General features: G+C 61.3%; 21 protein-coding genes. 5 read left to right on the top strand and 16 right to left on the bottom strand.

What is annotated here, in order from left to right; all coding sequences use genetic code 11:
* The first annotated feature begins 100 nt into the window (after nt 1-100).
* The gene (locus CQ12_RS20475) at nt 101-1,897 is read left to right on the top strand and encodes a type I secretion system permease/ATPase (protein WP_063799778.1); all 1,797 of its coding nucleotides are present in this window, start codon (nt 101-103) and stop codon (nt 1,895-1,897) included.
* Nucleotides 1,898-2,120: 223 nt separating this feature from the next.
* Nucleotides 2,121-3,452: an HlyD family type I secretion periplasmic adaptor subunit gene (locus CQ12_RS20470; protein WP_430642249.1), complete on the top strand. Its 1,332-nt coding sequence runs from the start codon at nt 2,121-2,123 to the stop codon at nt 3,450-3,452.
* A gap of 33 nt (nt 3,453-3,485) precedes the next feature.
* Here CQ12_RS20470 and CQ12_RS20465 read toward each other — a convergent pair whose 3' ends face one another.
* From CQ12_RS20465 to CQ12_RS20415, 12 genes are all read right to left on the bottom strand, one after another.
* Complete coding sequence (locus tag CQ12_RS20465) at nt 3,486-4,265, bottom strand: helix-turn-helix transcriptional regulator (protein WP_245310027.1); 780 nt, start codon at nt 4,263-4,265, stop codon at nt 3,486-3,488.
* A 200-nt stretch (nt 4,266-4,465) separates the two neighbouring features.
* Nucleotides 4,466-5,071, bottom strand: a complete 606-nt coding sequence (locus tag CQ12_RS46465; protein ID WP_245310026.1) for a hypothetical protein — start codon at nt 5,069-5,071, stop codon at nt 4,466-4,468.
* Nucleotides 5,072-5,474: 403 nt separating this feature from the next.
* Nucleotides 5,475-6,557: a ketopantoate reductase family protein gene (locus CQ12_RS20455; protein WP_057837083.1), complete on the bottom strand. Its 1,083-nt coding sequence runs from the start codon at nt 6,555-6,557 to the stop codon at nt 5,475-5,477.
* 149 nt (nt 6,558-6,706) lie between these two features.
* Complete coding sequence (locus CQ12_RS20450) at nt 6,707-7,138, bottom strand: CBS domain-containing protein (RefSeq protein WP_057837082.1); 432 nt, start codon at nt 7,136-7,138, stop codon at nt 6,707-6,709.
* 264 nt (nt 7,139-7,402) lie between these two features.
* Nucleotides 7,403-8,695 carry an oxalate/formate MFS antiporter gene (gene oxlT / locus CQ12_RS20445; RefSeq protein ID WP_057837081.1) on the bottom strand — a complete coding sequence of 431 codons (1,293 nt, stop codon included), beginning with the start codon at nt 8,693-8,695 and terminating at the stop codon, nt 7,403-7,405.
* Between the two features lie 308 nt (nt 8,696-9,003).
* Nucleotides 9,004-10,521, bottom strand: coding sequence for a tripartite tricarboxylate transporter permease (locus tag CQ12_RS20440; RefSeq protein ID WP_057837080.1), 1,518 nt, complete (start codon nt 10,519-10,521; stop codon nt 9,004-9,006).
* A gap of 27 nt (nt 10,522-10,548) precedes the next feature.
* The gene (locus CQ12_RS20435) at nt 10,549-11,046 is read right to left on the bottom strand and encodes a tripartite tricarboxylate transporter TctB family protein (protein WP_057837079.1); all 498 of its coding nucleotides are present in this window, start codon (nt 11,044-11,046) and stop codon (nt 10,549-10,551) included.
* Between the two features lie 78 nt (nt 11,047-11,124).
* Nucleotides 11,125-12,138 (bottom strand): Bug family tripartite tricarboxylate transporter substrate binding protein, encoded by a 1,014-nt coding sequence (locus CQ12_RS20430; protein ID WP_057837078.1) that lies wholly within the window; start codon nt 12,136-12,138, stop codon nt 11,125-11,127.
* 525 nt (nt 12,139-12,663) lie between these two features.
* The gene (locus CQ12_RS45150; RefSeq protein ID WP_198164207.1) at nt 12,664-12,801 is read right to left on the bottom strand and encodes a hypothetical protein; all 138 of its coding nucleotides are present in this window, start codon (nt 12,799-12,801) and stop codon (nt 12,664-12,666) included.
* A 204-nt stretch (nt 12,802-13,005) separates the two neighbouring features.
* Nucleotides 13,006-14,283, bottom strand: a complete 1,278-nt coding sequence (gene frc / locus CQ12_RS20425) for a formyl-CoA transferase (protein WP_057837077.1) — start codon at nt 14,281-14,283, stop codon at nt 13,006-13,008.
* A 64-nt stretch (nt 14,284-14,347) separates the two neighbouring features.
* A complete protein-coding gene (gene oxc, locus CQ12_RS20420) occupies nt 14,348-16,078 on the bottom strand; it encodes an oxalyl-CoA decarboxylase (RefSeq protein WP_057837122.1) in 1,731 nt (576 codons plus the stop codon).
* A gap of 66 nt (nt 16,079-16,144) precedes the next feature.
* Nucleotides 16,145-16,840 carry a GntR family transcriptional regulator gene (locus CQ12_RS20415; protein WP_057837076.1) on the bottom strand — a complete coding sequence of 232 codons (696 nt, stop codon included), beginning with the start codon at nt 16,838-16,840 and terminating at the stop codon, nt 16,145-16,147.
* Nucleotides 16,841-17,059: 219 nt separating this feature from the next.
* On the opposite strand from CQ12_RS20415, the gene CQ12_RS20410 reads away from it, so the two are divergent.
* The 3 genes from CQ12_RS20410 (at nt 17,060) to CQ12_RS20400 (ending at nt 20,815) form a co-directional block, all read left to right on the top strand.
* Nucleotides 17,060-19,225, top strand: coding sequence for an acetate--CoA ligase family protein (locus CQ12_RS20410; RefSeq protein ID WP_057837075.1), 2,166 nt, complete (start codon nt 17,060-17,062; stop codon nt 19,223-19,225).
* Nucleotides 19,226-19,446: 221 nt separating this feature from the next.
* Nucleotides 19,447-20,295 (top strand): IclR family transcriptional regulator, encoded by an 849-nt coding sequence (locus CQ12_RS20405; protein WP_057837121.1) that lies wholly within the window; start codon nt 19,447-19,449, stop codon nt 20,293-20,295.
* Nucleotides 20,296-20,455: 160 nt separating this feature from the next.
* A complete protein-coding gene (locus tag CQ12_RS20400; protein WP_057837120.1) occupies nt 20,456-20,815 on the top strand; it encodes a hypothetical protein in 360 nt (119 codons plus the stop codon).
* Between the two features lie 136 nt (nt 20,816-20,951).
* On the opposite strand, the gene CQ12_RS20395 is transcribed toward CQ12_RS20400, so the two are convergent.
* Genes CQ12_RS20395 through CQ12_RS20380 form a run of 4 tightly spaced genes read right to left on the bottom strand, consistent with a single transcriptional unit; the run spans nt 20,952 to nt 23,804 of the window.
* Entirely contained in the window at nt 20,952-22,268 is a 1,317-nt protein-coding gene (locus CQ12_RS20395) for an epoxide hydrolase family protein (protein ID WP_057837074.1), read from the bottom strand.
* Nucleotides 22,269-22,325: 57 nt separating this feature from the next.
* Nucleotides 22,326-22,781: a carboxymuconolactone decarboxylase family protein gene (locus CQ12_RS20390; protein ID WP_057837073.1), complete on the bottom strand. Its 456-nt coding sequence runs from the start codon at nt 22,779-22,781 to the stop codon at nt 22,326-22,328.
* The gene (locus tag CQ12_RS20385; protein WP_057837119.1) at nt 22,778-23,221 is read right to left on the bottom strand and encodes a cupin domain-containing protein; all 444 of its coding nucleotides are present in this window, start codon (nt 23,219-23,221) and stop codon (nt 22,778-22,780) included. Before CQ12_RS20385 ends, CQ12_RS20390 begins: the two co-directional genes overlap by 4 nt.
* Before the next feature lie 49 nt (nt 23,222-23,270).
* Entirely contained in the window at nt 23,271-23,804 is a 534-nt protein-coding gene (locus CQ12_RS20380; RefSeq protein ID WP_083519386.1) for a YkgB family protein, read from the bottom strand.
* Nucleotides 23,805-23,816 lie beyond the last annotated feature (12 nt).

Genomic DNA, 23,816 nt, shown 5'->3' with positions numbered 1-23,816 from the left:
AGGGGCAGAGAACCGGCAGCGGGGGCTGCCGGTTCTCAATTCGCCAGCGAAGTCGGCAACAACGGATGGCTCGGACTTCAGATAATCTGGCGGGAACGCAATGCTGATGTCACCGCACCGGCTGCAAACGATGTCACCGTCGCGAACTCCGCTGAAGGCAGCCTTGCGGGCTTGCGCGGGATCGCTCGGGCTCGTTTTCGCGTATAGCTGTAGCTACAATCTGCTTCTTCTCGCGCCTTCCATCTATCTGCTTCAGATCTATGATCGCGTGCTGTCAAGCCGAAGCGGCGATACGCTCCTGATGCTGACGCTCATCGTTGCGTTTACCGTCGTGGTCGGCGGCGTGCTTGATGCACTGCGCCGCGCTGCATTGGGCCGAATGGGCGAGTGGCTCGAAGAGGAACTCCATCCAGCAGCGCTTTCCGCGAGCTTCAAATACGCCTATGAAGCCGATCGGGCGCGGGCGTCGGAGGCATATCGCGACCTCGCGACCCTGCGTCAGTTCGCTCAGTCCGGGGCCTGTTCGACCCTGCTTGACGCGCTCTGGACGCCGCTCTTCGTTGGCGTTCTGTTCCTCGTGCATCCGTTGCTGGGGGTGATAGGCGCACTCAGTGTGCTTCTCCTGATTGGTCTCGGGCTTGCCGGTGACTTGCTCACGGAAGGCCCGCGGGCGAGGTCAGCTGCCGCGGTGACGAGGAGCCAGGGATGGTTCGGCATGGCTATCGGAAATCTTCACGTGATCAGGGCCATGGGAATGCTCGACGGTGCCGCGCGCCTGATCCGCCAGGCTGCGCAGGATGCGAGGAGCGAGCAGGAGGTGGTCCAGCGCCGCAACGAAACCATCATGCTGATCTCCAAACCTGCGCGGGCGCTGGCGCAGGTACTGATCATGGGGGCTGCCACCTGGCTTGTCCTGGAACAGAGCAGAAGTCCCGCCATCATCTTTGCCGCGAGCTTGCTGTTCGGGCGCGCGATCGCACCCGTTGAGGGGGCGATCGTGGGCTGGAAGGCATTCGGCTTGGCTCTCGCCGCCTACCGTCGGCTCAACGACATCATGTCCGCTGTCACCCCGGTTACGTACGTCAAGGCCCTCCCGAACCGGCCAAAGGGCGATCTCATCGTCAACAATGTCGGCGCCGTGCTGCCAGGATCGAGCCATTTGTTCCTGAAGGGCGTATCGTTCGGTCTCGCACCTGGTGAATGCCTAGGCATCATCGGTCCGTCCGGCTCCGGCAAATCCATGCTTGGCAAAATTATCACTGCAATCTCTGCTCCGACGGCAGGGTCGGTCCTGCTCGATGGCATCGACATTTCAGCCGTCCGAGACTTGGGTGAAGGCCGGCGCGTTGGATATCTGCCGCAGGACATCGATCTCTTCGGAGAAACTATAAAGGACATCATTGCCCGGCTGGACGACGTCGATTTGCAGCAGGTCATTGAAGCAGCGAAGCTGGCCGGCATTCATGAGACGATCATCCGGCTGCCGCAGGCTTACGATACGGTCGTCGCTGGTGGAGGCGCCAATCTCCCGCGCGGGTTTCGCCAGCGTCTTGGCCTTGCACGGGCGTTCTTCGGCGACCCGCACCTCGTGGTCCTCGACGAGCCGAACTCCAGCCTCGACTCGCTCGGCGAGCGCATGCTTTTCGACGCCATTGAATGGATGAAGGCGGCCAATACCACTGTCATCATCATCACCCACCGGATCGGGATCCTGGGCGTAACGGACAAGATTGCCATCATGCAGGACGGTTCGGTTACCGCCTTCGGCGAGAGCAGGGAAGTTTTCGAGAGGTGTTTGGCCCGCCCGCAAGTTGCTTCGCGCGAACCGGTGCGAGGTCGCGCGGACCAGAACTGCGAAAGCGGCATTGGCGCCTCGCCGCAGCCGATCTCGCCATGAGTAGCGGCGCGCCTACTCCTGTCGCCTTATCCGGAGGGAACGGGGTTTCATGAAAATTTCATTCGCTCAGATCAAGATTCGAGAGGCTTTACGGTACTTGAGATCGGCGGCGCCGGCGCTCTGCTATCGGCTGAGCCGAGTCACCTGGATTCATATCAAGCATTTTGATCTCCTTGCCCAAAGAGGATGGGCTCGTCTAAAAATTGCATTCGTTCATGCAGAGATCTGGGAGGTTCCACGGTGGCTGAGGTCGGCGCCGCCGGCGCTCCGCGACCGGCTGCGCGGCGTCACCTGGACAGGAAATCTGCTGGTTTGCGGCTTCGTCATCGGTCTCGGTACCTGGTCGACCTATGCCCCCCTCGAGAGTGCCGCGATTGCTGTCGGCACCGTCGAGTCCGAGTCGAGCCGCAAGACCATTCAGCACCTTGAGGGCGGCATCATCAGGGAAATTCTGGTCGCGGACGGTGACGTTGTCCGTGCCGGACAAACGCTGATCTCGTTGGAGGACACCAAGGCCCGTGCCGAATCCCAGAGCCTGCAAGGCCAGTTGTGGGAGGCGACGGCGCGAGAGGCACGGCTGCAGGCGGAACAGCGCGGAGAAGAGCGGGTATCATTTCCAGCCAGGCTGGAGATGGCGCAGATGGCGAGTTCTTCAGTCGCGGATGTCCTTGCGGGCCAGCAAGCCATCTTCGAAACGCGTCGGCAGGTCTTTCAATCGCAAGCGGCCGTAAATCGGGAGAAGAGGTCGCAGGTGGAAAAGGAGATCGAGGGCCTCAGGGCGCAGGAAAGCGCGGCCGCAAGGCGCATCGACATCGTCCGCGAGGAAGCGGCAACGGTGGCCACCCTCGTCAGCAAGGGGCTCGAGCGGCGCCCGCGGCTTCTGAACCTCGAGCGAGAGATCGCTGACATCGAAGGACGGCGCGGAGAGATTGTCGCGCAGATATCGCGCGCGGGGCAGGTCATCAACGAATCCGAGGCTGTTCTTCTCAAACTGGAGCATGACCGTCAGAACGAGATCGCGCAGTCGCTGCGCGAGGTGCAGAACCAGATCTTTCAGACGTGGGAACGACTGCGGGCGGCCGACGACCAGCTCGCGCGAACGATGGTCAAGGCGCCCGAGGACGGCGTGGTAACCGACCTGAAGATCCATACGCCAGGCGGCGTTATCGGCGCCGGGGCACCTCTCATGGACCTGGTTCCCCGGCAGGATCGGCTCATCGTGATTGCGCGCGTCAGGCCCGAGGATATCGATGTGGTCCGTCTCGGGCTGAGCGCCGAGGTGAATCTTCTGCCCTACAATCAGCGCCGCGTGCCGCGGCTCCATGGGACTGTGACGCACGTTTCTGCCGACCGTCTAGTCGACAAGCGCACTGATCAGCCGTACTACGCAGCGAAGATTCGAGTTCAGGATCTGGTCGGCGCCGGGATCGATAGTGTCCAGATTATTCCGGGAATGCCGGCGCAGGTATTCATCAAGACGGGTTACGGCACCGTGGCGCTCTACGCTCTCAGGCCTCTGCTCGACAGCTTCCACGGCGCGTTCCGAGAGGACTGACGTGCGGTCAGAACTGCGCGCTCGGGCATCCTCTCAGGATGATCGCACGCGTATGGGCTGCGGATGACCGCTGGCTCGCCGGCTCCAGCGAACGACCGCCTCGGTGCGGTTATGCGCGGAGCATTTTCGCATGATACGTTGAATATGCATTTTTACGGTATTTTCCGAAAGGCTGAGCCTGACGGCAATCAGCTTGTTGGGAAGGCCAAGCTGCAGCGCCTCGAGCACATGTTGTTCGCGAGGCGTAAGGTCGATCATCGAATCCTCCGGCACAATCCTGGTGTTGCCGTTATTCTCGTTGGTTCCGAGCAGCTCGGACGTATCTCTGCATCCCGACATCGTCCTGTGGCTCGCCCCTCCGTCTTGCCCAACGATCGGTAACGGTCGGTAGACCCCACCGGCAAGGACCAGGCGTAATCCGGCAATAGCGACTTCGACCGGGATCGATATCGGAAAGAAGCCGCGCACGCCGCGTTGCATCGCAGCCGAAGCCGTCGCATCGTCGTCGCGATTTGACAGGACAGCTACGGACGCTTTCGGGCAGATCTCTGCAAGGAGGGCGAGGCTCTCCTCGATCGAAGGGTCGGTGATCTGCTTGTGCCCGATATTCAGCGCAATCAGGCGGATGTCCCTGCCGGATAGCCAGTTCAGGCCACTCGTCGTTTCCATCTCGACGATCTCGAATCCAATGAGTTCTCTTTTGAGAATATTGAGGATGCATGTACGCGCCAGCACATGTTGCTCGATGATCACGAGCACCGGCGAGTTCTGTGATACCGAGGCGAGTTCCGCGGGATTGGTAAAATCGTCCATGATGTCCCCGAATTCAGAGAATAGTTGTCACTCCACAGGTTTTGATTTCCATTTTCCATGGAGCAAATCTGCCCCACACAGCCTGCAGCGAATGGCTGCTGATCGCGACGTTGCTTCCGAGCTTCGCGTTCGTTCGCAACGTCGTCACGGACCTTCTGGTCCGTCGCAATAAATCTTGGCAGCGGTCCTATTTCTCCAGGCTAGCTGCAAATATTACGGTACGCGCTCGCCGCAGCCGACTTGGCGGGGCCATCGACGACGTATGCTTCATCCTCCGTCACGAGATATAGAAACGGCCTATCTCCGGTATCTTCGCCGGATGCCGTTTTTCCTTTGACACGGCCGCAAATGGTGTCGACGGACTGTCCGAGCGTATTCTTGCGGGTGGCCCGTTTCATCTCACCGAACTCGGCGGATGCCGGCTCCTCCAACTTCGCAGCAATCGTGGTCTTCGCCTTGATAATGACCGGATCGGGCGTCTCGGCCGGCCGACCAGAGGCCGGAGCTTCGACTTTCGCTTCGGTCGTAGTGGGCTTCGCCTTTTTCTCAGCGAGTTGAGACCCGTCGCGGACGCGAGCAATCGACGGCTCTTGCGTCTTCATCGCGATTGTGGACGTGACTTTTGTCGTCGCGGAATGGGTCTTGGTTGACGCTGGCGCCGGTTCAAACGGCCGATCGGCCGCCATCCCGTTGAGACAGCCGGGTCCTTTCGCATCCGTACATGCGTCCATGCTCACTTGCGGCGGCAAAATACAGCTGCAACCAACCAGGGTCGCGGCCAGAACACCAACGAAAAGCGTTCTCATGCTAATCCCTCGATAAGGGGCCTGAGTTCCGCTCGCAGTTCTTGCGGCGATCTGAAATGTTGCGCTGGTTGTCTATCATTTGCGCAAAAGTCTTAACTGCTTGTAAACGCCCAGCCTTCGCCGCGGCGAGCCCCAACATTGTTACGCCAGGGCAACACAGTTTCGCGGGTGGGCGGACAGTCGCGATGATGGGTGGCGGCTTTGCAAAAGTTTACGGGGCAGGGGTGATGAGCCCATGCGGCAATGCGGGGATAGCCTCGAACTGGCCTGTCCGCCGTCAATAATCGATCGCGTTTTCGAGTAAAACTCACACCGGATCGCGCAAAGAAAACGTTTCGAGCAAGAGGCTAGAGCCACTTCTGATTCAATCAGAACCGATAAGGTGCTCAGAACCAATAAGGCGCTACTTCGCCGGGACTGGAACGCCTTGCGGCACGTCCTCCGCAACGTTGCTCTCGTTCAGCTTCTGATTGACGATCTGAACCGTACGGTCGATCTCGGCATTGGGTACGCCAAGCTGATGCGAAATCAGCTTCACCAGGAGGTCGACGCGCTCGATGCACGGCGCGCCGCCAGCGACCGCGCGGGCCGCCGACGAGGGCTTCAGCAGGCTTTCCGCCGCCTTGGCGTATTTTTCGAAAGGCACCTGATCGGTGGGATCGGCGCCCAGACGCTGGGCGATGGCATCGACATGGTCATAGATCGACTGCGAGAGATTGATGTCGCCGTGTACCGCGTCGCGGATCGATCGCGGCTCTTGCTGTGTGATGCAGCGGTAATTGCCCGTCAGCAGCATCGACCATTTGGCCAGAGGGACGAACATCGAATCGAACACCTTGAGCTTCACCGGAACGTCCTGGCCATCCAGCTTCACCGCATCGATGTCGGCCTCCAGCTCCCGAAGCAGCAAGTTGTGTTTCTCATCCGCAAATGATGCTGCCTTGAAGTTTGTCGGCAGGCCGACATGAAGAACATTCGCCGCCTCTTCCGGTGGACGGAAGGCCTGCGGATCAGGGGAGCAGAGCGACACCAGACCGGGCTCGAACCGTTCCCATACCGTGGCGTTGGTGTAGGCCTCCTCCAGTTCCATGTTCGCCAGCGCCGGGATCCGTTTGAGATAGGGCAAGGGCGGCATGTTCATGATCGAAAGACAAGGCAGTTTCGCCCAGGCGATTTGGACCATCAGAACCTGAATCGCATGGTCTGCGTATTGCGGTTCCTGCATGGCAAGGCCAACCAGATCATAGCGGGAAGGATCGACGCCGGCGGGCTCGATCGCGTTCAGGGTCCCAGGCAGGTCGCGCGAGAAGATCGGTCGGTGGGTCGCCTCGTCCCGCAGCTTGATGCGAACCTCGGTGCCGTCGCGATTGATGAGTTCTGCTGTCTGCTTCCGGCAAACCAGGGTCACGTTGTGACCCGCCATCAAAAGCTTTGTCGCCAGCAACGAGCCGTACGAGGCTCCGAGGATCAGAATGTTGCGCGCCATGCGCCCTCCCACAGATGATTTCCGGCGCGCCACTACTCCGGCGCAGATTTGCGAGCGCCTGCTTTGCGACAGGAGTTATGCTGAACTTGCGGTGCGATACCGGCTTCCCTGGAAGTGCTGGGAATGCCGGCGGAGTTTAAAGTGACCGGTCAGGCCGACGCGGCCAACGTGAAGGGCGTTGCTTCGTCGTCGAACGCGGTCGTGATGTCGCGAATGCTGATGACGCCTATCAGGCTGTAATTGTCGATGACCGGCACGTGGCGGATGTGATGCTTGCTCATGAGGTGACGGACATGCTCGAGCGTTTCCGTCGACGTGCAGGAGACGAGCTGCTGCACCGAAATGAATTGCGAGACGCGCATGTTCACGCCGGCCGCGCCGTGTGCGGCGATGGCGCGAACCACGTCGCGTTCGGTGAACATGCCGACAGCCGTGTTGCCTTCGGTGCGGACGACATCCTTGACGACCAGCGCGCTGATATTGCTCGCGCGCATCAGTTGCGCGGCAACGGCGACGGTCTCGTTCATGCGAACCGTTGCGACACGGGCGGTCTTCTTGCGCAGAATATCTCCGACGAGCATGGCAACCTCCTTGGCTGAACTATTACGTGCAAGTCTGGTATACATAATGCCAATTGTCAACACGGCGTGTAGTGAAATTATTTCGCGATGATCACGATAAATAGGCAGTATTGCTGACATTTCTGAAGAGGTGCGGCCGATATCCGCGACGAGGGGAGGCCACCAATCCGGTCAAAATTGCCATCAGGTATACCAGATGGACAAAAGAAAACGCGCCCACCCGGAGGGGTGAGCGCGTCCGCTTCGGTGACCGATTTTCCGGGATCAGGCCGATGCTTGCGATTTGGCGACCACGCTCTTGCGCCACGGCTTGAGCACCGCGATCGCCAGCAGCGAGGCCAGGATGTTGGCGCCGGCCGCAACGATGAACACGGTGTCCCACGTGCCCGACGACTGCTGCATGTAGTTGGCCACTGGCACCAGCAAAGCGGCGGTGCCCTTGGCGGTGTAGAGCAGGCCGGCATTGGTGGCCGCGAACTTCGAGCCGAAGGTGTCCGTGCAGGTCGACGGGAAGAGCGAATAGATCTCACCCCAGGCGAAGAACACGAAACCCGACAGCAGCACGAACCAGACCGGATCGTGACCCAGCATGTACAGGCCCCAGATGCCGATGCCTTCCATGCCGAACGCAATGAACATGGTGTTCTCGCGGCCGATCATGTCGGAGATCCAGCCGAAGAAGGGGCGGGTGAGGCCGTTGAGCACGCGATCGATGGTGGCAGCGAACGTCACGGCCGTCATCGTCACCGCCATCAGCGTCACCGGCACGCTGTCGACCTTCCAGTCAACGGCAATCGGCTTGAGGTTGGCGGTCACCATCAATCCGCCGGCGCCGACGATCACGAACATGAAATACATCAGCCAGAAGATCGGCTGGCGGATCACCTCGGTCGGCTGATAGTTGCGGCGGGTCTGGATCACGTTGGTGTTCTGTACCGTCGGCACCTGGCCGGCCTTCGGCGAGAACATCAGGAAGGCGAGGATGACGATGATGATGCCCTGGCCGAGACCGAAATAGAGGAAGGTGGCCTGGAAGCCGGAGTCCTTGATCATCGCCTGGATCGGCGCGACCGTCAGTGCCGAGCCGGCGCCGAAGCCGGCGGCGGTGATGCCGGCTGCAAGACCGCGCTTGTCGGGAAACCATTTCAGCGCGTTGCCGACGCAGGTGCCGTAGACGCCGCCGGCGCCGATGCCCGCGACGATCATGCCGAGATAATAGCCGTTGAGCGTGGTCGCCTGGGCGTTGATGGCCCATCCGACGGCGCAGAGAATGCCACCGATGAGGACGACGATGCGTGGGCCGTATTTATCGACGAACCATCCTTCGACCGGCACCAGCCAGGTCTCGAACAGCACGAACAGCGTAAATGCCCACTGGATCGAGGCGCGATCCCATCCGAATTTCTGCTGAATGTCCGGGACGAAGAAAGTCCAACCGTATTGGTAATTCGCGATCATCACCATCGCGAGAACGCCGATCCCCAATTGGGTCCAGCGATAGGCATCACTGACTCGAGCTGCCTCGACGGGGGCTGCTCCGTGCACTGTATCCGTCATCTTCCCTCCATAGGCTGTTCTATCACCCGACAGCTCCTGGGAAGAGTTTGGTATATGTTATGCCAGTAGACAAGAGAAATCTTGCCAAATTGTCGCATTTCCTGTGGCTGCTGCAAAGGCCTTCATCAGAACAGAAGCAACTCAAGCCGCGTGTTAAAGGGCTGAAACAAAAAGAAATTGTTCGATGAACAGCGATGGTGGCGCGCTCATCGCGAGAGCTTGCGATTTCTCGAGCCTGATATCCCAGCGTCAAAAAAGTTGATGGCCGGGACAGTGCGCCCCGGCCATCAACATCCGTTTGAAGTGCTTTAGAGCGCCTGACTACCTGAGGCGGTCGCGCCGCGCAGCCGGGTATAGCCCTGCTGGATCACCGACCAGAACAGCGCAATCAATCCGAGGATCATGATCGAGCTGACCAGCGTGTTGGAGAAGAAGATGCCGAGCGAGCCCTGGGATCCCAGCAATGACTGCCGGAAGGCTTCTTCCGCCTTGTCACCGAGCACGATGGCGAGCACCAGCGGGGCGAGGGGATAGTTGCACTTCTTCAGGAGATAACCGATCACGCCGAACACCAGCATCAGCACCACGTCGAACGTAGAGCTGTGGACCGAGTAGGCGCCGATCGCGCAGAGCACCAGGATGAGCGGCGCGATGATGCTGAAGGGCACGCGCAGGATGGCCGCGAAGACCGGCACGCAGGTCAACACGACGATCAGGCCGACGAGATTGCCGAGATACATCGAGGCGATCAGACCCCAGACGAATTCCTTCTGCTCGACAAACAGCATCGGCCCGGGCTGCAGGCCCCAGATCAGGAGGCCGCCGAGCAACACCGCAGCCGTCGGCGAACCCGGCACGCCGAGCGAAAGCATCGGCAGCAGCGCCGCGGTGCCTGCAGCGTGCGCTGCGGTTTCCGGCGCGACCACGCCTTCGATTTCGCCCTTGCCGAAATTGTTGCCCTTCTTGGCCACGCGCTTGGCGATGCCGTAGCTCATGAAGGATGCGGGCGTCGCGCCGGCCGGCGTGATGCCCATCCAGCAGCCGATCAGGCAGGAGCGCAACGAGGTGATCCAGTAGGCCGGAAGCTCTTTCCAGGTCTGCAGCACCACGCGCAGATTGATCTTGGCGTTGCCGCCGCGGAAGGCCAGCCCTTCCTCCATCGTGAGCAAGATCTCACCGATGCCGAACAGACCGATGACGGCGATGAGGAAATCGAAGCCGTTCAGCAGATGGGTGACGCCGAAGGTCAGGCGCAACTGTCCGGTGATGGAATCGAGGCCGACGGCAGCCAGCGCAAAGCCGATCATCATGGCCGCAATGGTCTTGAACGGTGGCTCCTTGCTGAGGCCGACGAAACTGCAGAACGCCAGGAAATAGACCGCGAATTTCTCGGCAGGCCCGAATTGCAGCGCAAAGCTTGCAACCAGCGGCGCGACCAGCGTGATCATGACGACGGCAAACAGGGCGCCCACGAACGATGACGTGAAGGCCGCGGTCAACGCTTCGCCGGCCTTGCCCTTCTGCGCCATCGGATAGCCGTCGAACGTCGTCGCGACCGACCATGGCTCGCCCGGTATGTTGAACAGAATCGAGGTGATCGCGCCGCCGAACAATGCGCCCCAATAGATACATGAGAGCATGATGATGGCTGATGTCGGCGACATGCTGAAAGTCAGCGGCAACAGGATCGCCACGCCATTGGCGCCGCCCAATCCCGGAAGAACGCCGATCAGGACGCCGAGCACGATGCCGACGATCATCACCATGATGTTGAAAGGCTGCAGCGCTACTGCAAAGCCGTGAAAAAGATTGACGAGCTCTTCCATCGCCGTGATCCCTGCCGGTGCGAGTAATTACAGACCAAGCCACTCTTCAACCGGCCCCTTTGGAAGCGGGACCATGAACCAGCGCTCGAAAATGAAGTAGGTGACGATGGGCATGCCGAGCGAGATTGCCAGCACGGTGAGCCACGGATATTTGCCCAGCCATCGCATGAACCATGCGATGAAGACGATCGAGGCGAGGTACAGCCCGGTGAACGGCATGGACCCGACATAGATCGCGGTGGGAATGACCACGCTCAGCACCTGGCGAAGCTGTCCCCATTCGGCGAACAGCCCGTCATTGTCTTCGCGCAGTCCGTTCCACAGATTTATCGCGCTGGAAGCGACGATGAAGATTCCGATGTAGAACGGAAAGAAGCCGGCGCGGGGGCCTTCCGCGCCCCAGTTGACGCCTGCCTTCAGGCTGCCGACGATAACGATCACGCCGAAGAGGGCGATCAGAAGCGTGATTCCTGCCTCCACCAATTTGTGGGTGGGGCCGGCGTTGCTTGAGCTGCCTGTGGTCATCAAAACTCCGTGCGAAACCGGGCCCGTGGCCTGAGGGCCCGGCGTCAGGGTTACGTTCCGTCGTGGGTCAGTGGTTCGTCAGTTTCCTGCGGCCGCGAGGAAACCGGCGTCCTTCATCAGCGTCTCGTGACGTTTCTCTTCGACTTCGACCCACTTGGCATACTCTGCCCCGGTCAGAGAGGTCGTGTTGAACGCGCCGCTCTTCATGAAGTCCTGCCACTCGGGCGTGGCGCGAACCTTCTTGAACAGCTCGACGTAATATTCGATCTGGTCCTTGGTCGCCCTGGGCGACATGAATATGCCGCGCAGCATCAGGTATTCCATGTCGAGGCCCTGCGACTTGCAGGTCGGAATATCCTTCCAGCTCTTGCCGTCCGCGACCTGTTCGTCATAACCCATCGGCTGTGCGTCGAACACGCAGAGCGGACGCAGCTTTCCGCCGCGCCATTGCGCGACCGCCTCGATCGGATTGTTGACGGTCGAATCGACATGGTTGCCGACGAGCTGAACGGCGACTTCGCCGCCGCCCTTGTAGGGAATGTAGGTGAACTTGCTGCCAGTGGCCTTCTCGACCGCGACGGTGATGATCTGGTCTTCCTGCTTCGAACCGGTGCCGCCCATCTTCATGGTGCCCGCGGGCGCAGCCTTCACGGCGTCGATATATTCCTTCGCCGTCTTGTAAGGCTTCTCCGCATTCACCCACAGCACGAACTCGTCCAGCGCCAGCATCGTGACCGGGGTCAGATCCTTCCAGTTGAACGGAATGCCTGTGGCGAGCGGAGTGGTGAAGAGGTTGGAGAGCGTGATGATGATCTTGTGCGGATTACCGCCCGATCCCTTGACGTCGAGGAAGCCTTCGCCGCCGGCGCCGCCCGACTTGTTGATGACAACCAAAGGCTGCTTCATCAGATTATGCTTGGTGACGATGCCCTGGATCGTTCGCGCCATCTGATCGGCGCCGCCGCCGGTGCCGGCAGGAACGATGAATTCGACGGGCCGCACCGGCTCCCATGCAGCGATTGCTGGAGCCGACATCCCGACCGTGCATAACGTAGCAAGTGCCCCCAACGCAGTATGTGCAGCATGTTTCATTTGTTTCACTCCCATCCAATTGTCGTTAGGCCGGTCTGGTGCCGGCTTTGGTCATTCATTCGAATGCCCATGCGGGCGTTGTCGCACTCAAGACCGTCACACTGCAACGGTTCCATCGATGCGTTGATTGCAAGCTCGAATTGTAGGAGGAGCCGCCCGGAGCGGCATCCGCTCCTTTCGGCGAATGGTGGAATTGCGGAAAGCAGGTGGCGGCGCGCGAAATCGTTCGCGCCTGTCGCCCCATCGCCCTGACTGTCCCTTTTGGACTGCACGGCCTACCTCCCGAAGCGCTCTTTGTTTTTATCGAGCGCCATGGAAGACATCTTTGTATGCGATATGCCAGGAAGCAACTGTATAATGCTTCCAATCATCACCTCGGGCGATTTGTCGCAGATGATGGTAAAAAGCGGTGGCCGACGGCGAACAAAAAAATGGCCCCGGAAGCCGGGGCCATCAATTCAGATCATCGAAATCCCGGTTGTTTGTCCGATCGCCTACGTGCGCGGAAAGCCTGTATTTTCAGGCTCACAGACCGAATCGGGGCAGGTCGCCGTTGCGGACGGCGATACGGCTGCTGGCGGTCAGCAGGCGGTCGATCTGAGCCATCACGCGCGCGAACAGGGTGGTGGAGGGCAGGAGGCTGATCGGTGCAGTTTTGGACATACTGTCCCCTTTTCTTGGTCGCGGAACCATTCCGCTTCATGATCCGGGAGCAGGTTATGTATACCAGATGCCAGTCACAACAGACTTGTTTGCATGGCAGCAATTGGTCCGTTGCATTGCAGCAAAATTAACGCAGGTGGCATTCCACATAGAAAAAGGCCGCCGGAAACCGGCGGCCTTTGCATCCTGGGTACAACGGAACTTTTATTCAGCCGCCTGCTTCCGCGGCGGGTCGAGCGCGCCCGAATCGTGGATTTCGGCGACCTGGTGGTCGGAGAAGCCGAGCACCTGGCGCAGGATCTCGTCGGTGTGCTCGCCGAGCAGCGGCGAGCGGGTGACCTCGCTCGGTGAGTCCGAGAGCTTGATCGGGTTGCCGACCGAGACGTATTTGCCGCGGGTCGGGTGATCGACCTCGACCACGGTGCCGGTGGCGCGCAGCGACTGGTCCTCGGCGATCTCCTTCATCGACAGGATCGGGCCGCAGGGGATGTCGTCCTTGTTGAGGATCTCCATCGCCTCGAACTTGGTCTTGGTCATCGTCCACTGTTCGATGCGGGCGAAGATTTCATTCAGCCGCGGCAGGCGGGCCGCCGGCTTGGCGTAGTTCGCATCGGTCTTCCAGGTGGGCTCGCCGATCACGTCGCAGATCTTCTCCCAGACCGGTGCCTGGGTGATGAAGTAGATGTAGGCGTTCGGATCGGTCTCCCAGCCCTTGCACTTGAGGATGCGGCCGGGCTGGCCGCCACCGGAATCGTTGCCGGCGCGCGGCACCGCGTCGCCGAACGGAATGCCTTCGCCGAACTGGCTGTATTCCTTGAGGGGACCATGGGCGAGGCGCTGCTGGTCGCGCAGCTTGACGCGGGCGAGGTTAAGCACGCCGTCCTGCATCGCGGCAGTGACGCGCTGGCCCTTGCCGGAGTGGGTGCGCTGATAGAGCGCGGTGACGATGCCGAGCGCCAGATGCAGGCCGGTGCCGCTGTCGCCGATCTGCGCGCCGGTGACCAGCGGCAGGCCGTCGCGGAAGCCGGTGGTCGAGGCCGCACCGCCGGTGCACTGGGCGACGTTCTCATAGACCTTGCAGTCTTCGTAAGGTCCCGGGCCAAAGCCCTTGATCGAGGCCACGATCATCTTCGGGTTGATGGCGTGGATCTTCTCCCAGGGGAAGCCCATGCGGTCGAGCACGCCGGGACCGAAGTTCTCCACCAGCACGTCGCAGCTCTTGATCAGCGCTGTGAGGACTTCCTTGCCCTTCGGGTTCTTGGTGTCGAGCGTGATCGAGCGCTTGTTGTGGTTCAGCATGGTGAAATACAGGCTGTCCACATTGGGGATGTCCTGCAACTGACCGCGCGTGATGTCGCCGACGCCGGGGCGCTCGACCTTGATCACGTCGGCGCCGAACCAGGCCAGCAATTGCGTGCAGGTCGGACCCGACTGAACGTGGGTGAAATCGAGAATACGAACGCCCGTGAGCGCCTTTGTCATCGTGTTTGCTCCGTACTGTGTCTGTTGGCCCTGCGCCTTGCAGGGTGAAATGGGTTGAAGGGGGCTATTTCTTTTTCAGAACGCTCTGCGGGTTGAGGTTGCCGATGCGGCCGCTCTCTGAACCGGCGGCCGGATCGATCACCGCGTTGATGAGCGTCGGCTTGCCGGAATCCATCGCTTCGTTGACGGCGCGCTTCAGCTCGTCGGGCGAGGTGGCGTTGATGCCGACGCCGCCGAAGGCTTCCATCATCTTGTCGTAGCGCGCGCCCTTGACGAACACGGTGGTCGCGGGATCGGAATTGGCGTTGTTGACGTCGGTGCCGCGATAGATGCCGTCATTGTTGAAGATGACGACGCAGATCGGAAGATTGTAGCGGCAGATGGTCTCGACCTCCATGCCGGAGAAGCCGAAGGCCGAGTCGCCTTCCACCGCGAGGACGGGGTGGCCGGTCTCGAGCGTCGCCGCGATCGCCTGGCCCATGCCGATGCCCATCACGCCCCAGGTGCCGACGTCGAGACGCTTGCGCGGCTTGTACATGTCGATGACGCCGCGGGCGAGGTCGAGCGTGTTGGCGCCTTCGTTGACGAGGATGGCGTCGGGACGCTCCTTGATGACGTTCTTCAGCACGCCGAGCGCGCCGTGATAGTCCATCGGCGACTTGTTGTTCATCAGCTTCGGCGCCATCTTGGCGACGTTGTCTTCGCGCTTGGACTGCACGGCCTTGGTCCAGTCCGCTGATGGTGCGGTCCAGCCGGTGCCCATCGCCTGAATGAAGGCGGAGACGGCCGAGCCGATGTCGCCGACGACCGGGGCGACGATCTCGACGTTGGAGTCCATTTCCTTCGGTTCGATGTCGACCTGGATGAACTTCTTGGGCGCTTCGCCCCAGGTCTTGCCCTTGCCGTGCGAGAGCAGCCAGTTGAGCCGCGCGCCGATCAGCATCACGACATCGGATTCCTTCAGCACGGTGGAGCGGGCCGCACCGGCGCATTGCGGATGGGTGTCGGGCAGCAGGCCCTTGGCCATGCTCATCGGCAAGAAGGGCACGCCGCTCTTCTCGACGAAGCTCTTGATCTCTTCATCGGCCTGCGCGTAGGCCGCGCCCTTGCCGAGAATGATCAGCGGGCGCTTTGCGCTCTTGAGCACATCGAGCGCGCGCTTGACGGAGGCGGGCGAGGGGATCTGCGCGGGAGCCGCGTCGATCACCTTCACCAGCGACTTCGCGCCGGCGTCCGCATTCATCACCTGGCCGAACAGTTTTGCCGGCAGGTCGAGATAGACGCCGCCGGGACGGCCCGAGACGGCGGCGCGGATCGCGCGGGCAAGGCCGATGCCGATATCCTGGGCGTGCAGCACGCGATAGGCCGCCTTGCACAGCGGCTTGGCGATCGCGAGCTGATCCATTTCTTCATAGTCGCCCTGCTGCAGGTCGACGATCTCGCGTTCGGACGAGCCCGAAATCAGGATCATCGGGTAGCAGTTGGTGGTGGCGTGGGCGAGCGCGGTCAGACCGTTCAAAAAGCCGGGGGCCGACACGGTGAGGCAGACACCGGGCTTCTTGGTGAGGAAGCCGGCGATGCCAGCGGCATATCCGGCGTTCTGTTCGTGGCGGAAGGAGATAACGCGAATACCGGCGGCCTGCGACATGCGGCCCAAATCCGTGATCGGGATGCCCGGCACATTGTAAATCGTATTGATGCCGTTCAGCTTGAGCGCATCGATGACGAGATGGAAGCCATCCGTCAGCTCTTGCTCGGTGCCCGGTGCTTCGGACTTGGTAGCGGTATTCAGCATGGGCTTCATCTCCCTGATCGTTTTGGTTCGGACGATTTTTGGTCGTCTTCTGGTGCGAAGTTACGTCTAGCTAAAGAGTTCCTGCCCGTGCGCTTCGACGTAGGCGGCAAGGCCCAGCGTGTGATCGCGTGCGCGCTTCTCGGCGAGTTCCGTGTCGCGCGCTTCGAGCGCTTCGATGATCGCAAGGTGCTCGGGCAGGGAGGTCGCGGTACGATCCTTCCGCCCGATGGTCAGTTGGCGGTAGCCGCGGACGTGCAAGAGGATATCGTTGGTCATGTCGACCAGCACCGGCGATTCCGACAGCGAGATCAGCGCCTGATGGAACGCGATGTTAGCCTTGGAGTATTCCTCGACATGATCCTGCGGCAGCCGGTCCTTGCCGAAATCCTTGAAGAAATCGCGCAGCGCCGTGATGTCCTTCTTGCGCGCGGTGGTCGTGATCAGGCGGGCGGCCATGCTCTCAAGCGCGGCCCAGGCGCGGATCATGTCGACGATTTCGGTTTTGGTGCGGCGGACCACGACGATGCCGCGGCGCGGCACGGTTTTGACGAAACCATCCTGTTCCAGCATCGCGATGGCTTCGCGGATAGGGGTGCGGCTGACGCCGAGGCGTTCGGACAACGCGCGCTCGTCGAGCATCACCTGCTCGGGTGTCGCATAAATGTCCATCTTGAGAATGGCTTCCTTCAAGGCTTCATAGGCCTTGTTCTTGAAGCTCGTCTCAGGAGCTATCCGAACGATTGCGATATCTGCATCAGCCATGACAGGCGGCGCCTTGGTTTCTTTACGTGCGGGCACGACTCGTCTCCTCCCTGTTTTGGAGACGTCTTCTTAGCAGAAGAAACACTCGAATATTTTTGGCATACCAAATACCAGAATGTCAAGATGCCCGTGTTTTCGCTGTTTCTGCGCGATAGTTTGTCTTGACAATCTAATCTCTGGCATACCAAATGCCATAAAACTAGCCCCAGGAGGAAGCCAATGTCAAATTCTGCAGATGCGGCCCGCAAGATCGCCGAGCCCGGCGCCCATGAGGCTGTCCGCCGGGTGCTCGATACGGTCAAGGCCGAGAAGCGCACCAGCCTTACAGCGCCGGAAGGCAAACTGGTGTGCGATGCCTATGGCATCCCGGTTCCGAAGGAGGGCGTGGCGAAGTCCGCCGCCGAAGCATCCAAGCTCGCAACGGGCATGGGTTTCCCGGTCGTGATGAAGATCGTCTCGCCGGATATTCTCCACAAGACCGAAGCCGGCGGCGTCGTGGTCGGCGTCAAGACCGCGGCTGAAGCAGAAAAGACATACGAGACCATTCTCGCCAGCGCCAAGAAATATAAGGCCGATGCCAAGATCGAGGGCATCCAGGTTCAGCAGATGCTGGCCGGCGGCACCGAGGTCATCGTCGGCTCCATCACCGACGGCTCGTTCGGCAAGCTGGTGGCGTTCGGCCTCGGCGGCGTGCTGGTCGAGGTGCTGAAGGACATCACCTTCCGCCTCGCGCCCGCCACCAAGGACGACGCCCTGTCGATGCTCGATGGCATCCAGGCCCATGACATGCTGAAGGGCGTGCGCGGCGGCGATCCGGTCAGCCGTGACGCGCTCGCCGACGTCATTGTCAAAGTGTCGCAGCTCGTGAGCGACTTCCCCGAAATCGTCGAGCTCGACCTCAACCCGGTATTCGCTACCAAGAAGGACGCGATTGCCGCCGACGTGCGCATCGTCGTCGACTTCGACTACAAGCCGCGTCCGGCGCCGCGCCCGACCGAAGAAATCGTCGCGGCCATGAACCGCATCATGCAGCCGAAGGCCGTTGCCGTGATCGGCGCCTCCGCCGAGGACGGCAAGATCGGCAACTCCGTGATGAAGAACCTCATCAACGGCGGCTATAAGGGCGACATCTACCCGATCCACCCGAAGGCGCCCGATATCCTGGGCTACAAGGCCTACAAGAGCGTCAAGGACGTGCCCGGCGTGATCGACACCGCGGTGTTCGCGATCCCTGCCAAGTTCGTGGCCGGCGCGCTGGCCGAATGCGGCGAGAAGAAAATTCCCGGCGCGGTGCTGATTCCCTCGGGCTTTGCGGAAGCTGGCGCGCCTGAATTGCAGGCCGAGATCGTCGAGGTCGGCAAGAAGTATAACGTTCGCCTGATGGGGCCGAACATCTACGGCTTCTACTATACCTGGTCGAACCTCTGTGCCACGTTCTGCACCGCCTACGACGTCAAGGGCCATGCGGCGCTGTCATCGCAGTCCGGCGGCATCGGCATGGCGATCATCGGCTTCTCGCGCTCGGCGAAAATGGGCGTGTCGGCGATCGTCGGCCTCGGCAACAAGTCCGATATCGACGAGGACGATCTGCTGGCCTTCTTCGAACAGGATCCGAACACCAATCTGATCGCCCAGCACTGCGAAGACTTGAAAGACGGCCGCGCCTTTGCGGACGCCGCCAAGCGCGTCTCCAAGAAGAAGCCGGTGGTGGTGCTGAAGGCGGGCCGTACCTCGGCCGGCGCCAGGGCGGCCTCGTCGCATACCGGCGCGCTCGCCGGCAACGACAAGATCTATGAGGACGTGTTCAAGCAGTCGGGCGTGATCCGCGCCCGCAGCTTGCGGCAATTGCTCGAATTCGCGCGCGGCATGCCGGTGCTGCCGACGCCGAAGGGCGAGAACGTGCTGATCATCACCGGCGCCGGTGGTTCGGGCGTGCTGCTGTCGGACTCCTGCGTCGACAACGGCCTGTCGCTGATGTCGATGCCGCCGGATCTCGACGCCGCGTTCAGAAAATTCATCCCGCCGTTCGGCGCGGCTGGAAATCCTGTTGATATCACCGGTGGCGAGCCGCCGATCACCTACATCAACACCGTGAAGCTCGGCCTGTCGGATGAGCGCATCCATTCGCTGATCCTCGGCTACTGGCACACGATCGTCACCCCGCCGATGGTGTTCGCCCGCAACATGGTCGAGGTGAAGAAGGAGATGGAGGCCAAGGGCTTCGTCAAGCCGATCGTCGCCTCGCTCGCCGGCGACGTCGAGGTCGAGCAGGCCGCCGAATATCTCTATGAGAACGGCATCCCGGCCTATGCCTATTCGACCGAACTGCCGGTCGAGGTGCTCGGCGCCAAGTACAAGTGGGCGCGCGGCGCGGGCCTGCTCTAGGTTTATCAACAACAAATGCCGCTTCGGACAACCATCCGAAGCGGCATTTGACGATCGACAAGGGCCGGAATTGGTCCCCCGTAGGATGGGTGGAGCGAAGCGATACCCATCAATGCCGATCGAGCTGATGATGGGTTTCGCTTCGCTCTACCCATCCTACGTTGCAGCGCGATGCGCCGCGACGCGCTGACGGTCTGACGTACTGACGAATGCAGGTCGCGATGAAGAGAGACGTGATCCGGCGCAAGGCCATTGAGCCGAAATCCAGTGCAGACCAGGACGAGAATGCCCGCGACGGCGGCGTCCAGTCCGTCGATCGTGCGCTCTCGATCATCGAGACGCTGGCCGAGGATGACGAAGGCTACCGCCTAAGCGATCTTGCGATCCGCACGGGGTTGTCGACCTCGACCGTGCACCGGCTGCTGGCAACCCTGGAAAACCGTCGCTTCGTGCAGTTCGACCGCACCGAATCGAAATGGCATGTCGGCGCGCGCGCCTTCACGGTGGGGGCGACGTTTGCCCGCCGCCGCAATTTCTCGGCGCAGGCAGTGCCTTATTTGCGCAAGCTGCGCGACCTGACGCGGGAGACCGCCAATCTCGCCGTCGTCGACGACGAATTCATCATCGTGCTGACGCGCATGGAAAGCCGCGAGATCATGCGCTCGTTGACCAAGGTCGGCGGCCGGGTCGCGATGGTCGCCTCCGGCGTCGGCAAGGCGGTGCTCGCGACCTATTCCAATGAGGACGTCAGTGCGATCATCCATCATCACGGCATGCCGCGGTTGACCGAAAAGTCGATCGTGCGGCCGAGCGATCTGTTCAAGGAGCTGGAAAAAATCCGTCGCCAGGGGTTTGCGATCGACGATGAGGAGGCCTGCATGGGCCTGCGCTGCATCGCCGCCGTGGTCTACAACGACTGCGCCGAGCCGCTGGCTGCGATTTCCGTCTCCGGCATGACCAGCCGACTGACAGATGAGCGCCTGCCGCAACTCGGCCAGACCGTGCGCGAAGTGGCGGCGGAACTGACGGTAGCGCTCGGCGGCGTGATGCCGGCGGCGAAGGCGGGTTGAGCTTTCACCGCGAGGAGCGCGACCAATCCATGACTGCCGCACGGCAAAGGGCGGCTTTTTGCGTAAGGCAGCCGTTTCGCGAGCGAGTCGGAAGCCGTTGTGCAGACTGTGCACTCAGATTTGAATCGTCTTCCAACAGCCGACCGTCTACGGTGTGCCGATGTCACGCCTTGTATTGCTATCGATTGCTATCGTCCTGTCGCTGCTGCCGGCCGTCGCGCCGGCTGCGCCAGCGAACAAACGGCCAGCCCCACGCTGGCACGGCTACGGCTTCCTGCCGGGCTATCAACAGCCACCGAACAACAGTCTTCCAGCCTACAAGCAGAGAGCTGCGGTTTCGCGCATGGCGCGGAACAACCGGCGTCCCTGGTATATCGATCCAGTCCCGAGCTATTACGGGTACGATGGCGACTGGCATTATTTCGGCAGGCCCGGCTTTTACGGCGGTCGCTACAATGGCGGCAGCTTCGGCCCTTGCTGGACGCGGACGCCGATCGGTCCGATCTGGAATTGCGGCTGATCAGGCTGTGTCATGACGTAAAGGCCGATCTGTACCATCCTTCCGAGCGTGATGTCTTTGTCGATCTCGAAGACGCCGATCGCGTCATGGTTCGTCTGCTGTCACATGATACGCGTCTTTTCGTCCTGTTCTCCGGTCAGCGTGCCGGGCGAAGCGATTTGAAGGCGGCACGGAGTTCGGCGGCGAAGAGTTCCGGCTGCTCCCAGGCCGCGAAGTGGCCGCCCTTGTCGACCTCATTGAAGTAGATGAGGTTGCGATAGGCGCGCCGGGCCCATGTTTCGGGGGCTCGATAAACTTCGCCGGGGAATACGGTGATGGCGACCGGAAGCGAGATGTCGGCGGTCTTCTGCGCAGCCGAGAGAACCACGCTCTGGCCGGCCGTTTCCCAGTACAAGCGTGCGGCCGATGTCGCCGTATTGGTCAGCCAGTACAGCGTGATGTCGTCGAGCACGTCGTCCCTGCCGAGCAGGCGCTCGGGCTCGCCGTTGTTGTAGTCGTAGATCCAGGCCGCAAGACCCACCGGAGAGTCGGCCAGAGCGTAGCCGATCGTCTGCGGGCGCGTGCCCATGATGGCACCGTAGGCCCGGTACTTCCTGAAGAACGTGTCGAGCGCATCGAATGCCGCGCGTTCCTTTTCAGAAAGCGCCGCCGGCGCCGGCCCGCCGCCGGCAAGCGCCATGGCCACCTCGGGCGGAACCGTCGCCGGCAGATTGATGTGGATGCCGAGCAATCCGGCCGACGCTTGACGCGCCATGGCGCTGGAGACGGGCGAGCCCCAATCGCCGCCCTGGGCGACGTAGCTGCTATATCCGAGACGCTTCATCAACTCCGCCCAGGCACGGGCGATGCGGTCCGGATTCCAGCCGGTGCCCTTCGGCTTGCCGGAGAAGCCGTAGCCCGGCATCGACGGGATCACGAGATGGAAGGCATCCGATGCTTTTCCGCCATGCGCCGTAGGATTGGTGAGCGGATCGATGATCTTGAGCTGTTCGACAATCGAACCCGGCCAGCCATGTGTGACGATGAGCGGCAGCGCATCTTCGTGCCTGGAGCGGGCGTGGATGAAATGGATGTCGACCCCGTCGATCTCGGTGATGAACTGCGGCAACGCGTTGAGCCGCGCTTCCAGCTTTCGCCAATCGTAATCGGTTGCCCAGTAGCGCATTGTTTCCTGGAACTTCGCTAGCTGGACGCCTTGCGACCGGTCATTCACGGTCTCCTGATCCGGCCAGCGCGCGGCAAGGATGCGCTTGCGGAGGTCGATAAGCTGCTCCTCTGGAATGTTGATGCGGAAGGGGCGAATGACGTCAGCCGAGGGGGCAGCCATCAATTGCGACGGCAGCAGGCTCGCCGCGGCGCCTATGCCGACGGTGCTCCAGACTGCCGCGCTCAAGAGCCAGCGGCGGTCGCGGTCGATGACCTCGGGGCTCGTGTGGGTACTTAATCGTTTCATGGCTCTCTCCGGTTTGCGTCACCGCGGAAGCGCGATGTCCTTTGATCGGCCTTACGCCTATTTCTCGAGCGCGGCTTGCGGCGTATTTCGAAAGCTGATCGCGAGGCGGTTGTAGGCGTTCATCAAGCCGATCGCGATCGTGAGATCTACGAGCTCGCGCTCGTCGAACACGGAGCGGGCTGCCTGGTACGCCTCATCCGGCACGTTGGTTTCTGCGACCCGCGTCACCGTTTCGGCCCATGCAAGGGCGGCGCGCTCACGTTCGTCGAAAAGGTTGCCGGCTTCCTTCCACGCCTGCACCAGCGCCAGCTTTTCGATCTTTACTCCCTTCCTGAGCAGGTCGCGCGTGTGCATGTCGAGGCAGTAGGCGCAGTTGTTGATTTGCGAAATTCGCAGATAGACCAGCTCAACCAGGGTAGGGGAAAGGCCGCTCTGGATGACGTAGCCGTAGACGCCGCCCAGCGCTTTCACGCCTGCCGGTGCGATCTGGTTGTAGTCGAGACGCTTGCTCATTTTTTGCTCCTTGATGATGAGTTCTGTTCAACGGAAGTAGTCAGGTCTTTTTCGTCGGTATCGACGACGAACACGGCGAGCAGTCTTGCCGGACGGGTCTTGCTCGCATTGCGACTGACGGGATGACGCGAGCCCGGCGTCTCGTAGAAACTTTCACCCGCGCGGTAGACCTGTCTTGGCCCGTCGTTCACCTGGGACTCGATTTCGCCCGAGAGGACGTAGCCGAAGATGAAAGCCGACTTGGCGTGGATGTGCGAAGGCGATGCTCCGCCCGGCGTATAGTCGACGACTAGCGCGACCAGCGACTTGCCGGGGATGTTAGGTATCGACTGCGAGAAGTGCGGCGTGACCGTTTCGCCGATGCCGTGGGCGGCGGCAGGCGCCGCCATGGCGATGGCAATGGCGGCATAGGCCGCACTGAGGATGGATCGCATTTTCATGGTGGTGTTCTCCTTTGCTTGCATGGGATGTTGATGGGCTTATTGGTGCTCAGCGGCGAACGACGGTCTTCAGCGAGTCGACGAACACCCAGAACGAAGCGGCGAACAGGCCGATGTCCTTCAGGAGGAACTGACCCGGCGCGACCGTAATCGCGGGCGGCCCGAGCTCCGGAACGACGACGCCTGGCGTTGACACCATGAAGCTGACGGTCGTGACGAAGAGTCCGGCCGAGAGAAGACCGCCGGCCGCGGAAAAGATCGGGCTCGCCAATCTGAGGGCGATCAGCAGTCCGATACTGAGTTCGAGGAAGCCGAGGAACGTGGAGAAGCCGCGAACCGAAAACAGCGCGTAGAACCAGCTCAGCAGCGGGCTGTTCTCCACCAGCGGCACCAGCCCGTTGGCCTCGTATTCGGTAAACTTCATGCCGCCGAACCAGGCGTAGATGATCGCGAGCGACACGTAGAGGCTGGCTCGGCTGACCGGCTCGGCGTAAGCGAGCACGCGTTCGGCATGATCGCGCCACCTGACGATGGAGTCCGGTGCGAGAACCGGCGCCGCGTGCTGGGTGATGATGTGTGACATGGTAACCTCCGT

The organism is Bradyrhizobium jicamae, from assembly GCF_001440395.1.
In the GTDB taxonomy this organism is placed as follows: Bacteria; Pseudomonadota; Alphaproteobacteria; order Rhizobiales; family Xanthobacteraceae; genus Bradyrhizobium; species Bradyrhizobium jicamae.
The sequence above is the reverse complement of the archived record's forward strand: the minus strand, read 5'-3'. Positions and strand labels throughout refer to the sequence as shown.

What these genes read in the sequence shown, in the direction of transcription:
- CQ12_RS20395 (WP_057837074.1), bottom strand. Translation starts at nt 22,268, where the DNA reads ATGAAACGATTAAGTACCCACACGAGCCCCGAGGTCATCGACCGCGAC.
- CQ12_RS20450 (WP_057837082.1), bottom strand. Translation starts at nt 7,138, where the DNA reads ATGCTCGTCGGAGATATTCTGCGCAAGAAGACCGCCCGTGTCGCAACG.
- CQ12_RS20390 (WP_057837073.1), bottom strand. Translation starts at nt 22,781, where the DNA reads ATGAGCAAGCGTCTCGACTACAACCAGATCGCACCGGCAGGCGTGAAA.
- oxlT (WP_057837081.1), bottom strand. Translation starts at nt 8,695, where the DNA reads ATGACGGATACAGTGCACGGAGCAGCCCCCGTCGAGGCAGCTCGAGTC.
- CQ12_RS20380 (WP_083519386.1), bottom strand. Translation starts at nt 23,804, where the DNA reads ATGTCACACATCATCACCCAGCACGCGGCGCCGGTTCTCGCACCGGAC.
- CQ12_RS20430 (WP_057837078.1), bottom strand. Translation starts at nt 12,138, where the DNA reads ATGAAACATGCTGCACATACTGCGTTGGGGGCACTTGCTACGTTATGC.
- CQ12_RS20455 (WP_057837083.1), bottom strand. Translation starts at nt 6,557, where the DNA reads ATGGCGCGCAACATTCTGATCCTCGGAGCCTCGTACGGCTCGTTGCTG.
- CQ12_RS46465 (WP_245310026.1), bottom strand. Translation starts at nt 5,071, where the DNA reads ATGAGAACGCTTTTCGTTGGTGTTCTGGCCGCGACCCTGGTTGGTTGC.
- CQ12_RS20435 (WP_057837079.1), bottom strand. Translation starts at nt 11,046, where the DNA reads ATGACCACAGGCAGCTCAAGCAACGCCGGCCCCACCCACAAATTGGTG.
- CQ12_RS20440 (WP_057837080.1), bottom strand. Translation starts at nt 10,521, where the DNA reads ATGGAAGAGCTCGTCAATCTTTTTCACGGCTTTGCAGTAGCGCTGCAG.
- CQ12_RS20415 (WP_057837076.1), bottom strand. Translation starts at nt 16,840, where the DNA reads ATGGCTGATGCAGATATCGCAATCGTTCGGATAGCTCCTGAGACGAGC.
- oxc (WP_057837122.1), bottom strand. Translation starts at nt 16,078, where the DNA reads ATGCTGAATACCGCTACCAAGTCCGAAGCACCGGGCACCGAGCAAGAG.
- CQ12_RS20400 (WP_057837120.1), top strand. Translation starts at nt 20,456, where the DNA reads ATGTCACGCCTTGTATTGCTATCGATTGCTATCGTCCTGTCGCTGCTG.
- CQ12_RS20465 (WP_245310027.1), bottom strand. Translation starts at nt 4,265, where the DNA reads ATGGACGATTTTACCAATCCCGCGGAACTCGCCTCGGTATCACAGAAC.
- CQ12_RS45150 (WP_198164207.1), bottom strand. Translation starts at nt 12,801, where the DNA reads ATGTCCAAAACTGCACCGATCAGCCTCCTGCCCTCCACCACCCTGTTC.
- CQ12_RS20410 (WP_057837075.1), top strand. Translation starts at nt 17,060, where the DNA reads ATGTCAAATTCTGCAGATGCGGCCCGCAAGATCGCCGAGCCCGGCGCC.
- CQ12_RS20475 (WP_063799778.1), top strand. Translation starts at nt 101, where the DNA reads ATGCTGATGTCACCGCACCGGCTGCAAACGATGTCACCGTCGCGAACT.
- frc (WP_057837077.1), bottom strand. Translation starts at nt 14,283, where the DNA reads ATGACAAAGGCGCTCACGGGCGTTCGTATTCTCGATTTCACCCACGTT.
- CQ12_RS20385 (WP_057837119.1), bottom strand. Translation starts at nt 23,221, where the DNA reads ATGAAAATGCGATCCATCCTCAGTGCGGCCTATGCCGCCATTGCCATC.
- CQ12_RS20405 (WP_057837121.1), top strand. Translation starts at nt 19,447, where the DNA reads ATGAAGAGAGACGTGATCCGGCGCAAGGCCATTGAGCCGAAATCCAGT.